General features: G+C 65.0%; 9 protein-coding genes and 1 riboswitch. Of the genes, 4 read left to right on the top strand and 5 right to left on the bottom strand.

All coding sequences use genetic code 11. The features are described from left to right. Positions 1-4: 4 nt before the first annotated feature. From thiS to thiC, 3 genes are read right to left on the bottom strand one after another with little or no spacing between them, the layout of a single operon-like run. Positions 5-220, bottom strand: coding sequence for a sulfur carrier protein ThiS (gene thiS / locus ACS7SF_RS09675; RefSeq protein ID WP_438931101.1), 216 nt, complete (start codon positions 218-220; stop codon positions 5-7). Next, complete coding sequence (locus ACS7SF_RS09670; RefSeq protein WP_439889589.1) at positions 217-1,356, bottom strand: FAD-dependent oxidoreductase; 1,140 nt, start codon at positions 1,354-1,356, stop codon at positions 217-219. The genes thiS and ACS7SF_RS09670 overlap by 4 nt, the downstream gene beginning before the upstream one ends. 25 nt (positions 1,357-1,381) lie before the next feature. Beyond that, positions 1,382-3,277, bottom strand: a complete 1,896-nt coding sequence (thiC, locus tag ACS7SF_RS09665; RefSeq protein ID WP_439889588.1) for a phosphomethylpyrimidine synthase ThiC — start codon at positions 3,275-3,277, stop codon at positions 1,382-1,384. A gap of 91 nt (positions 3,278-3,368) precedes the next feature. Next, positions 3,369-3,470: riboswitch (TPP riboswitch) on the bottom strand. Between the two features lie 219 nt (positions 3,471-3,689). On the opposite strand from thiC, the gene ACS7SF_RS09660 reads away from it, so the two are divergent. From ACS7SF_RS09660 to ACS7SF_RS09650, 3 genes are all read left to right on the top strand, one after another. Then, positions 3,690-4,874 (top strand): NAD(P)H-dependent flavin oxidoreductase, encoded by a 1,185-nt coding sequence (locus ACS7SF_RS09660; protein ID WP_439889587.1) that lies wholly within the window; start codon positions 3,690-3,692, stop codon positions 4,872-4,874. 78 nt (positions 4,875-4,952) lie between these two features. Further along, positions 4,953-6,614, top strand: coding sequence for an acyl-CoA dehydrogenase family protein (locus ACS7SF_RS09655; protein WP_439889586.1), 1,662 nt, complete (start codon positions 4,953-4,955; stop codon positions 6,612-6,614). Between the two features lie 333 nt (positions 6,615-6,947). Beyond that, complete coding sequence (locus ACS7SF_RS09650; RefSeq protein WP_439889585.1) at positions 6,948-7,844, top strand: amino acid ABC transporter substrate-binding protein; 897 nt, start codon at positions 6,948-6,950, stop codon at positions 7,842-7,844. Between the two features lie 289 nt (positions 7,845-8,133). Here the strand turns inward: ACS7SF_RS09650 and ACS7SF_RS09645 are convergent, their stop codons facing one another. Beyond that, entirely contained in the window at positions 8,134-9,864 is a 1,731-nt protein-coding gene (locus ACS7SF_RS09645) for a GMC family oxidoreductase (RefSeq protein ID WP_439889584.1), read from the bottom strand. A 178-nt stretch (positions 9,865-10,042) separates the two neighbouring features. On the opposite strand from ACS7SF_RS09645, the gene ACS7SF_RS09640 reads away from it, so the two are divergent. Then, complete coding sequence (locus tag ACS7SF_RS09640; RefSeq protein ID WP_439889583.1) at positions 10,043-10,930, top strand: LysR family transcriptional regulator; 888 nt, start codon at positions 10,043-10,045, stop codon at positions 10,928-10,930. Positions 10,931-10,993: 63 nt separating this feature from the next. Here the strand turns inward: ACS7SF_RS09640 and ACS7SF_RS09635 are convergent, their stop codons facing one another. Next, positions 10,994-11,269, bottom strand: a complete 276-nt coding sequence (locus ACS7SF_RS09635; protein WP_439889582.1) for a hypothetical protein — start codon at positions 11,267-11,269, stop codon at positions 10,994-10,996. Positions 11,270-11,954: the final 685 nt, after the last annotated feature.

The following is an 11,954-nucleotide window of genomic DNA, read 5'->3' as shown; positions in this document are numbered from 1 at the left end:
ACTCCTAGCCGCCCACGACAGGCTGTACGAGTGCAATGCGATCGCCTGTGTTGAGCGCGTGCTGCGCGTGGCGCGTCTTGGGCACGAAATCGCCATTCACGGACGCGGCAAACGGCGGCGCGATCTGCAACTGCGGCGCGGCGGCACCAATGGCGTCGGCCAGCGTGCTGCCGGCGGGCAGTGCGAGCGACAGGTCGTTGAGGGTGACGTTCAGCGTCATGACAAAACAGGTTCGGGTGATACGCTTGCAGCAAATAGCGCGGGCCATTCGCTCGCGTGCGCATCGATGGCACGGCCGTCAAGCAGATCACGCGCAACCGCCACCGCAGCTTGCGTGACGGCGGGCGCGATCATGTAGCCGTGCCGGTACAGGCCATTCACCGACAGCGTGCCCGCGCCATCCCAGCGCAGGGCTGGCCGGTGGTCAGGCAGGGTCGGGCGGCACTGCGTGTTCAGTTCCAGCACGCGCGCCTCGCCAAAGGCGGGGTGCACGGCATAAGCAGCAGACAGCAGCTCCAGCGTGGACCGCACACTAGCCGGCGACATGTCGTCGGATTCGATTTCCGTCGCGCCGATCACGTAGACGTTGCCCGGCTTGGGCGCGATATACAGCGGGTAGCGTGGATGCAGCATGCGCACTGGCCGCGTGAGCGACACGTCGGGCGCGTGGATGCGCGCCACCTCGCCACGCAGACCACGCAAGCGCGGCCACTGTGGCTTGGCACCGAGACCACGGCAGTCGAGCACGAGACGTGCGCCGAGGCCGTTCGCCGCGAGCGCTTCCGGGCGCGGATCGGCAATCTCCGTGTTCCAGCGCAGTTGCACGCCGAGGGCTTCCAGTTCCGTCGCCAGCGCGTCGAGCAAGGTGCGGTTATCAAGCTGGCCTTCGCCCGCCAGATAGAGCCCCTGCGTGAAGCGTTGTGCGAGCAGCGGTTCCAGCGTGCCGATCCCTGCAGCATCGACCGCGCGCAGATCAGCAGCCACACGCTCGGGCGGTGCGATCGCGCGCACGCGGTTGGCAAACAATGCTGCCTCACCACGGTCCGCCGCATGCCACACCACCAGCGTGCCGGCCTCTTGGAAGAACACCGGCGTACTCAGCTTCGGCAACCAATCGCGCCACAGCGCCAGGCTTGCCAACCCCAAGTCAACGACAAAACGATCCGCCACGGCGGCTTCGGCCAATGGCGCCAGCATGGCCGCGGCCACGTACGCAGCAGCACCGCTGCCGTCGCGCGTGCCGCGCTCCACCACGGCAATGCGTGCAGCCGGTACACCGGCCTGCACGAGTTGCCAGGCACACAGGCGGCCCGCGAGGCCGCCGCCGAGGATCGTTACGTCGAATGGGGTTGGCATTGCGCCGGCTCGGTTGCCAATTGCGTTAGCTGTAGATCTTGCTGCCCGTCTTGCGGAACTCGATCGACTTCTCTTCCATGCCCTGCGTTGCGGCCGTGGCGTTGGCGTCGAGCGTGGCCGCGTAGTCGCGCACTTCCTGCGTGATCTTCATCGAGCAGAACTTCGGACCGCACATCGAGCAGAAGTGCGCAATCTTCGCGCCTTCAGCCGGCAGCGTTTCGTCGTGGAAGGCGCGTGCCTTTTCCGGATCGAGACCGAGGTTGAACTGGTCTTCCCAGCGGAACTCGAAGCGCGCCTTGGACAGTGCGTTGTCACGCAGCTGTGCACCCGGCCAGCCCTTCGCCAAGTCCGCAGCATGCGCAGCGATCTTGTAGGTGATGATGCCTTCGCGCACGTCTTCCTTGTCCGGCAGACCCAGGTGTTCCTTGGGCGTGACGTAGCAGAGCATGGCCGTGCCGTACCAGCCGATGTTGGCTGCACCGATGCCGCTGGTGATGTGGTCGTAGCCGGGGGCGATGTCCGTCACCAGCGGGCCCAGCGTGTAGAACGGGGCTTCGAAGCAATGCTTCAGCTCTTCGTCCATGTTGGCCTGCACGCGCTGCAGCGGCACGTGGCCCGGGCCTTCGATCATCACCTGCACGTCGTGCTCCCACGCCTTCTTGGTCAGCTCGCCCAGCGTGTGCAGCTCGCCGAACTGCGCGGCGTCGTTCGAGTCGGCAATGCAACCCGGGCGCAGGCCATCACCCAGGCTGAACGACACGTCGTACGCCTTCATGATTTCGCAGATCTCGTCGAAGTGCGTGTACAGGAAGTTTTCCTTGTGATGCGCCAGGCACCACTTGGCCATGATCGAACCACCGCGCGAGACGATGCCCGTGATGCGGTCGGCCGTGAGCGGCACATAGCGCAGCAGCACGCCGGCGTGGATGGTGAAGTAGTCGACGCCTTGTTCGGCCTGCTCGATGAGCGTGTCGCGGAACATCTCCCACGTCAGGTCTTCGGCCACGCCGCCGATCTTGTCCAGCGCCTGGTAGATGGGCACCGTGCCGATGGGCACCGGCGAGTTGCGCAGGATCCATTCGCGCGTCTCATGAATGTGCTTGCCGGTGGACAAGTCCATGATCGTGTCGGCACCCCAGCGGATCGCCCACACCATCTTTTCCACTTCCTCGGCCAGCGACGAGGTGACCGCCGAGTTGCCGAGGTTGCCGTTGATCTTCACGCGGAAGTTGCGGCCGATGGCCATCGGCTCCAGTTCCGTGTGGTTGATGTTGGCGGGGATGATCGCGCGGCCGGCGGCGATTTCCGCGCGCACGAATTCCGGCGTAATGTCTTCCGGACGCTGCGGCAGGTTCGCGCCGTACGAAAAGCCCGGATGCTGCTTGAGCAGTTGGCGGTACTCGGGCTTGTCTTGCAGCGCTTGCAGGTTCAGCGATTCGCGCAGCGCGACGTATTCCATTTCCGGCGTGATGATGCCGCGGCGCGCGTAGTGCATCTGGCTCACGTTGGCGCCCGGCTTGGCACGGCGCGGGTTCGTCAGCTGTGCAAAGCGCAGGTGGGCCGTGGCCGGGTCATTGGCACGCGTGCGGCCGTATTCGGACGACAGGCCGGAGAGGATTTCCGTATCGCCACGCTCGTCGATCCACTTGGCGCGCAGCGGGGCGAGACCGGCCTTCAGGTCGATGTGCACGTCCGGATCCGAGTACGGGCCCGAGGTGTCGTACACAGGCACGGGCGGGTTCAGCATCTCGCCCTTGTCGGTACGCGTGGCGGTCTGCTTGATGGTGCGCATCGGCACGCGGATGTCCGGGCGGCTGCCGGCGATGTAGGTTTTGCTGGAAGCCGGGTAGGCGAACTTCTGATCGAGCTCGGACTGCAGCGAGTCGAACGATGCGGCGGGGGCGTTTTTGGCTTGGGGCATGGTCTCGTCCTTGATTCTGTGGCCTGGTGGAGCAGGCTGTGGACGAAACCGGGAGAGGTGGCGTGACCAGTAAGGGTGGCTGCCAGAGACTACGCGGTGTTCTGAAACTTCCCACGCCGGTACGAACCGGATCGGGTGCGAAGGGACTCTCTCAGCCGCACGGCCCATCCGTACGGCACCCCTGTTTCATCCAACGAGGCTGAATTTAAGCACAGGGCTGCCAGCGTTGCCAGCAGGAATTCCCGCCGGGTGACGGTTGCCCCGTCATTTCAGTCCAAACCCCTGCGCAATGTGCATCGGGGCGCACGGACCCCGCTTGCCTTGATCTGGCGCAATCCGGCCCCGTTTCACCTATGCGACGCTCGAACCCATTTTCTATTGCATTGCGGCACAGCCGCAGAGGGGAGTTGTCATGCTGGAGCGTCGGTTCACACTCGCGGGGCGCAGCCTCGTGCCCATCGTGCAGGGCGGGATGGGCGTGGGTATTTCGGCGCACCGGCTGGCTGGTGCCGTGGCGCGCGAAGGCGGCGTGGGCACCATCGCCAGCATCGACTTGCGGCATCACCATGCAGACCTCATCGCCACGACAGAGAAGTCGCATGACAAGGAGGCCATCAACGCCGCCAACCTCGTTGCGCTGGACCGGGAAATTCGCGCTGCGCGTGAAGGTAGCCAGGGCAACGGCCTGATCGCCGTGAACGTGATGAAGGCGGTGGAGTCGCACCCTGCGCTGGTGCGGCAGGCGTGCGAGAGCGGCGCGGATGCCATCGTCATGGGCGCGGGGTTGCCGCTCGATCTGCCGGAGATGACGGCGGGGTATCCGAAGGTGGCGCTCATTCCGATTCTTTCCGACTCGCGCGGCGTGGGGGTGGTGCTCAAGCGGTGGATGAAAAAGGCGCGGCTGCCGGATGCAGTGGTGATCGAGCATCCGTCGCATGCCGGTGGGCACCTAGGCGCGGCGCGCATTGAAGACCTGCACGACGAGCGGTTCTCGTTCGCACGCGTGCTGGACGAATGCCGCGAGCTGTTCGTCAAGCTGGGGCTGGCCGCAGAGCAGATCCCGATCATCCTGGCCGGCGGCATCGATTCACATGCCAAGGTGAAGCATTGGCTCGACAAGGGCGCTGCGGCTGTGCAACTCGGCACGGCGTTTGCCGTGACCGAAGAGGGCGATGCACACGAGCGTTTCAAGCGTGTGCTGACCGGTGCGGAGCAGGGCGATATCGGCGAGTTCGTCAGCGTGGCGGGGTTGCCGGCGCGGGCAGTGATGACGCCCTGGTTGTCGCGCTATCTATCGCGTGAGAGTGCACTGCAGGCCAAGGCCAAGGTGCGCGATTGCCTGCAAGGGTTCGATTGCCTGCAGACGTGCGGCCTGCGGGACGGCATCGGCAAGGTGGGGCAGTTCTGCATCGACCTGAAGCTGGCGCAGGCGCTGCGGGGAGATGTGGAGCGGGGGCTGTTCTTCCGTGGCGCAGGCAAGCTACCGTTTGGGGAGGCGATTCGGCCGGTGCGGGAGTTGATGCACTACCTGCTGACGGGGGAGAAACCGGTACTCACGGCGGCTGAAACGCATGCGGAAGCTGCCACCGCCGTATAGAAACCCGCCTCCAGCCGCGCAAACCATCGGTGGTCTACCATGGGCTCACAACAAACGTGACACACCAGGAGACCTTCCATGCCCACCGAGGCCACGCACCGCGTCTTCAACCAGGTCCCGGACCTGACCGGCTTCAACCCGTTCACGTCCGACACCACGCTGCAAAGCGCCCTCGAACGCCTGGGTGGCGGCTGGAACGCTGGCGCGCTGCAAGCCTTCGGTGACCAGCTCGGCGCACCTGAAACCCTGCGGTGGGCCGCCGAGGCCAACCAATACCACCCCGAACTGCACACCCACAGCCGCACCGGCGAGCGCATCGACGCCATCCGCTTTGACCCCGCCTGGCACGCGCTGCTGGGGCTGATGCGCAGCCAGGGCCTGCAGGCCCTGCCATTTGCCGAGCCGCGCCCTGGCGCCTGGGCGGCACGCACGGCCGGCTACTTCATGCAGGCGCAGATCGAATCCGGCTCGCTGTGCCCGGCGACCATGACCTTCGCCAGCATCCCCGTGCTGCAGAAAGAAGCGGCGCTCTTTGCCGACCTGGGGCCGCGCCTCTACGCCCGCGAACACGACGCGCGTGACCTGCCGTGGCGTCAGAAGACCGCCATCCTCATCGGCATGGGCATGACGGAGAAACAAGGCGGGTCGGACGTGCGCAGCAACACCACGGTGGCGATGCCCCTGCGTGGCGAGGGACGCGGTGCCACGTACGCCATCACCGGGCACAAGTGGTTCTTCTCCGCACCGATGTGCGATGCGCACTTGGTGGTCGCGCGCATGGGCGCCGAGGACGGCCCGCTGTCGTGCTTCTTCGTGCCGCGCTTTCGCGACGACGGCAGCAAGAACCCGATCCAGATCCAGCGCCTGAAGGACAAGCTCGGCAACCGCTCCAACGCCAGCAGCGAGGTGGAGTTCCGCGGCGCGGAGGGCATCCTGATCGGCGAGGAGGGGCGCGGCATTCCGACCATCATCGAGATGGCGACGCACACGCGGCTCGATTGCGTGATCGGCAGCGCAGGCATCCTGCGCCACGCGCTGATGCAGGCGCTGCACCACGCCCGGCATCGCATGGCGTTCGGCCGGCTGCTGGCCGATCAGCCACTCATGCGCAACGTACTGGCCGATCTCGCGCTCGAATCGCAAGCCGCGACCTTGCTGATGATGGAACTCGGCAGCGCCTTCGAGCGGGCGGAGGCCGACCCACTGGCCGCCGCGTGGAAACGCATCGTCACGCCCGCCGCCAAGTTCTGGGTCTGCAAGCGCGCCATCGAAGCCACGGGCGAGGCGATGGAAGTCTGGGGCGGCAACGGCTACGTGGAAGAGGGCCCGATGGCGCGCCTGTACCGCGAGGCGCCCGTCAATTCCATTTGGGAGGGCTCGGGCAACGTGATGTGCCTGGACGTGCTGCGTGCCATCGGCCGCACGCCGGACGATGCCCTGCGCCTGCTGCACGACATCGGCGAGCGCGCGCAGGGCCATCGCACTGTGCGTGCGGAGCTGGCAGCGCTGCAGGCGATGCTGCATCAGCCGGGCGACATCCAGGAGACCTCCGCACGCCGCATCGCGCAAGGGTTAGCGCTCACTGCGCAGGCGGCGCTCATGCTGGCGCATGCCCACCCGGACGACGCCGAGCGCTTTATCGCCAGCCGTTTCCATCATCAGCATGGCCGCGTGTTTGGCACGTTGGATGGCCACGCGCAGGAATTGGGGGCAGTACTGCAGCGCGCCTGGCCGGTGTAGGGCGGCGCAACCACAACGCCAAACTCGGGGGGAGGCCCCGCGGCGGGACCCCGGCCCGACAAGGTGGCGGACGGATCCCGCACGGTGTGTGGGCTTTCTCCCACGCCGTTTGAGGGTATACCCGTAAATAGCGGATAATGCGCGCCCATGGCGGCGCGTGACATTGCTTGAGGTCGGGCATCCCGGGGGGGATGACGGCGCGCCCAGCCAGCGCTGCGCAGCCGGGCGGACACTGTTCCGCAATCGGGTGCGCAGAGGGCCGCGTCGAGAGGGCACCCGACGCGGTCCGGTACCTACCAATAGAAGCCCAGTTCTCTTCTAGGATCGTCAACCATGCTGTTCCCTGCGCGCACGTGGCTGCTGGCCGCGCTTGCCGTTCCCGCCGCTGTTTCCGCTTCCCTTGCCACCGCCGCCTCGCCCACGCTCGATCGCATCCGCGACACCGGCACGGTGCGCCTGGCCTATCGGGAAGATTCGGTTCCGTTTTCGTACATCGACAACAACAGGCCGGTCGGCTACACGATCGACATCTGCTCACGGCTGGTCGATTCGATCAAGACTTCGCTCAAGCGGTCCGACCTGAAGGTGCAGTACGTGCCGGTCACGGCCGTCACACGTATGGACGTGGTTGCCTCGGGCAAGGCCGACCTGGAATGCGGCTCGACCAACAACTCGCCTGAGCGCCGCCAAAAGGTCGCTTTCACGGTGCCGCACTACATCACCAAGGGCCGCATGCTGGTGAGGGCCAGCTCGTCCATCCAGCAATGGGAAGACCTGAACGGCAAGACCGTGGTGGCCGCACGCGGCTCGACCAATGCAGACGTGGCTCGCAAGCTGAACGACACCGGCATGACCGTGAATGTGGTCGATGCCAACGACCTGCGCAGCGCTTTCGCCATGCTGGCGGATGGCCGCGCAAATGCGTTTGCCGGTGACGACATCCTGCTCGCCGGCATGCGTGCCACGAGCAAGAACCCGGCGGACTTCCGCGTGACGGGCAAGACGCAGTTGGTGTCGTCGTACGCGATCATGCTGAGCAAGCAGGACCCCGAGTTCAAGAAGCTGATCGATCAGTCGATGACGCGCTTGATCGTCGATGGTGAGGTGCCGAAGCTTTACAAGAAGTGGTTCCAGCAGCCGATTCCGCCCAATGGGGTGAATTTGGAAGTGCCGATGAGCTATTTGTTGCGGGATTCGTTTAATACGCCGACTGACAGCGCAGGCAACTAACGCTGCTGGGCAGGGATGGATGCTGTTGGTCCATCCCTTGTTTCATCCCCTGCCGGGGCTGACTCACTTTCTTTGTCTTGCCAAAGAAAGTAAGCAAAGAAAGGCGCGCCCGAGATGGCGACCCATCCCTTGAATTTCTGTCGCAGGGAGGGAAGGGAGGCAAACTCGCTTCGCTCAAACAGGCCTCCCTTCTTTTTCCTCCCTACAACAAAAATTCAAGGCGCCATCAAGGGCATCAACGGCCAAACCATTGGTGTGCGGGTGTTAGCGCCAAGGCGTCTCTTGCTGCTTAGTGCACCTCGGCCGGCGTCGCTTGTGCCGAGCTGCCGGCCACCACATTCAGCGTGGTGCGCGCGCCTTGGCGGATCAGGTCTGCCGCGCGTTCGGCAATCATGATGATTGGCGCGTTGGTGTTGCCGCCGATCAGCGTCGGCATGACGGAGCCGTCGATCACGCGCAAGCCGGTGACGCCGCGCACGCGCAGTTCTGGGTCCACTACCGCCATTGCATCGTCTGCGCTACCCATCTTGCAGGTGCCGACGGGGTGGTAGATGGTGTCCGCGTGCTGGCGGATCAGCGCGCGCACGGCTTCGTCGTCGGAGCCGTCTCCACGGATATTTCCCGAATACAACTCACGCCCGCCCAGGTCGGCCAGCGGCCGCTGCGCGAAGATGCGCTTCACGGCGCGGAAGCCGGCGAGCATGCCGTTCATGTCGTCGGGGTCGGAGAGGAAGCGCGGGTCGATCAGCGGCGCCTCGCGTGTGTCGGCGGAGGCGAGGCGCACTTCGCCGCGGCTCTTCGGGCGCAGTACGCAGACGTGGCACGAGTAGCCATGGCCGTAGTTGAACGTGCGGTTGTGGTTGTCGGCCATGGCGACCACGAAGTGCAGTTGCAGGTCGGGTTCGGCCAGATCGGAGCGGCTCTTGATGAAGCCACCGGCTTCGGCAAAGTTGGTGGCCAGCATGCCGCGCCGCTCGCGCCGGTAGCGCAGGATCTCGCCCAGCATGTGGGCGCTGCCGCGCAGGGAGTAGCCAATCAGGTCGAGGTTGAAGACCTTCTTGTGCAGGATGATGTCGAGGTGGTCCTGCAGGTTCTGGCCGACGCCGGGCAGGTCCTGCACAACGGGAATACCGAGCGAGCGCAGATGCTCCGCAGGCCCTACGCCCGAGGCCATCAGCAACTGCGGCGAGCCGAACGCACCGGATGACACGATCACCTCACGGCGCGCTTTCAGCGTTTCAGTACGACCGCTGCGATCCACCACCACGCCCGTCGCGCGCTTGCCATCAAAGACGATGCGCAGGGCCTGCGTTTCGGGCAGTACCGTCAACTGGCGGCGGTTGCCGCTGAGGGTGGTGTCGCGCTTGTCGCCACCATGCAAATAGGCGCGTGCAGCGTTCCAGCGTTCGCCGTTGTGTTGCGTGACCTGGTACGGGCCGACGCCTTCCTGGTCGGGGCCGTTGAAATCGTTGTTGCGACGATAGCCTGCGGCCACGCCCGCATCGACAAAGCGTTGCGCGATGGGGTTGCCGGTGCGTAGGTCGCTCACGTGCAGCGGGCCGGTGCCGCCGTGCAGTGCGTCGTCATCGCGGCCGGCAAAGCGCTCGTTGCCTTCGGAGCGCTTGAAGTAGGGCAGCACGTCGCTCCAACCCCAGCCGGTGCAGCCGAGCGAGGCCCAGTGGTTGTAGTCGTTGGGCGTGCCGCGGATGTAGATCATCGCGTTGAGCGACGAGCTGCCACCCAACCCGCGCCCGCGCGGCTGATAGCCCTGGCGCCCGCCCAGCCCCGGCTGCGGCACGGTCAGAAAGCCGTAGTTGCGCTTGTTCTTGAACGGCAGCGACGCCGCGCACCCCGCCGGCACCCATACCGAGAGGTGATGGTCATGCGGCCCCGCTTCGAGCAGTGCGACGGTCACGTCCGGGTCTTCGGTCAGCCGGCTGGCGAGCGCACAACCGGCCGAACCGGCACCGACGATGACGTAGTCGAAGGTGAGGGCGGACGTGGACAAATCGGTGGCCATGGGTGTCTCCGGAGCGGTCTTTTTTGGACTCGACCTCACATCGTAGGCGCCATGGGTTGTTTCAAACGGTGGGGGTTACCCCGCATTAGAGGCATCGCTCGATGGCAGGCTGCGCACCGGCAAACCATTAGCAACCGCAATGTTTTGGTGTCGATGCATTAGCACCTAGAATGCTTCGATGGCCAAGAACCTCGACATCACCCTCGTCCGCACCTTCGTTGCCGTGGCGGAAAACGCCAGCATGACGGTGGCCGCCAACGCGCTGCACCTCACGCAGGGCGCCGTCAGCCAGCAGATCAAGCGCCTCGAAGACGCCTTCGAGTGCCGACTGTTCGAGCGCGACGGCCGCCGGCTCGAACTCACCCACGCGGGTGAACGCTTCCTCGGCCGCGCCAAGCGCCTGCTGGCGCTCAACGACGAAATCTGGGCCGACATGGCCGCCCGCCCGCTGCAGGGTCCGGTGCGCCTGGGCGTGCCGTATGACCTGGTCGGCACCGTCTTCCCGCCCATCTTCAAGGCTTTTACCGAGGCGTGGCCGTCGGTGGAACTCACCATCGTCTGCGGCACGTCGCCCGAACTGGCGGAAGGTATTGCGCGCGGCGAACTCGACGTCGCCGTGGTCGAAGCCCCGGTGGACGAAGCGACCGGCGAATGCCTCTGCGTGGAGCGGCTGGTGTGGGTGGGCGCGCGCGGCGGCAACGTGCATGCGAAGCGCCCGCTGCCGCTGTCGATGGTGGACGAGAGCTGCGCCTTCCGCGCCCGCGTGCTCAAGGCGCTGGGCGAACACGGCATCGAATGGCGTACGGTGTTTGAGAGCGGCAACATTGAAGCGACCACCGCCACGGTGCGCACTGGCTTGGCCGTCACCGCGTGGCTCACGCCAACTGTGCCGGCGGATCTGGACATCCTCGGGCCGGAAGCCAGGTTGCCGGAATTGCCAATGTTTGCGATCAGTCTGCTATTGCCCGCGCAGGGGGCGAGTGCGGCGGCGCAGGCGTTGGGGCAGTGTATTCGGGAGGGGTTTTCGGTGCGGCAGAGCGCTGGGGAGCGCAAGCGCGCGGCTTAATGAGTAAAGCGATTCGATTCGCTTGGCATCCCCGCCCGTCTCGGGGATACGTCCTTCTAGGTCTTACCGGCTCTCGCCAGCCCGCTCTACGGCGGTGAGCACTTCCCACGTTTCAGGATTCACCTGACAGCCTTCCAACGTCATCAGCACATACGCGCCGATGGCATCGAGAAAGCCGGCCCGGTACTCGGGCGGGTGGATGCCCGAATTCGCCAACTCCCAGCGCAGCACGTTCGGCTCGTACCGTTGATGCTGGTGCAGGTCGGATTGCGTGCGGCAGAGGAAGTCTCGCGCCGCCAGCGCGCCGGTCAGGTAGATGCGGCGTTTGCTGGGCGTCACGGGCGGCCTCCCGCAGTGGGATGCGCTGAACGCCGAGGGGGTGGGGAAGGATAAGACGCGGGGCGATACCCGCTGAGTGCGGTAGCCATGTGGCCTCCATCGTGATGTTGAGGCCCTGCCGCTCGCTGCTAAACGAGGGGTGGCGGGCCTGACGACAGGGTTAGCAGACCGGCCATCACGACACCGGCAGGCCCGAAGGCCTCCCTGCCCGGCCCGCCAAGGTATAGGCGTGCGCAAGCACCCGGACGTAAAAAAACCGCCGCCGGCGGTTCGTCCAGTCGTGATGTTGGATGGGCTGCTAAACCCGGTCACCGCAAAGGCGGTAACACGGCAATTATAGCGACCACGCACAAGCAGAAGCGCCCCTCCAAACAAACCCAGAAAGTGCCCCAAACATCATTTACACACGCATACGAAACGACGATCAGTAATTTGAAAAGAATGAATTACCTCACACAAGCCAGTACAAAATAGAAGTAAGCATTTGTTTATAAACGTTTTTTGCACAACAAAGAAGATTCAAAGTCTACAAAGACCTGGCAAGCGCGACCGCATACCGATTGCCTTTACTTATTCCCGGTGCTAGAGTGGCGCACATTGAGTACTGGAGGTGATGATGGACACCCCTCGAAAGAAGAGCCCTCGCGCGCCCTCAATCGCTTTGGATGAAGCAATCGAGCGCGCA

Source organism: Ralstonia sp. 25C (assembly GCF_051904805.1).
Classification (GTDB): Bacteria; Pseudomonadota; Gammaproteobacteria; order Burkholderiales; family Burkholderiaceae; genus Ralstonia.
The sequence above is the reverse complement of the archived record's forward strand: the minus strand, read 5'-3'. Positions and strand labels throughout refer to the sequence as shown.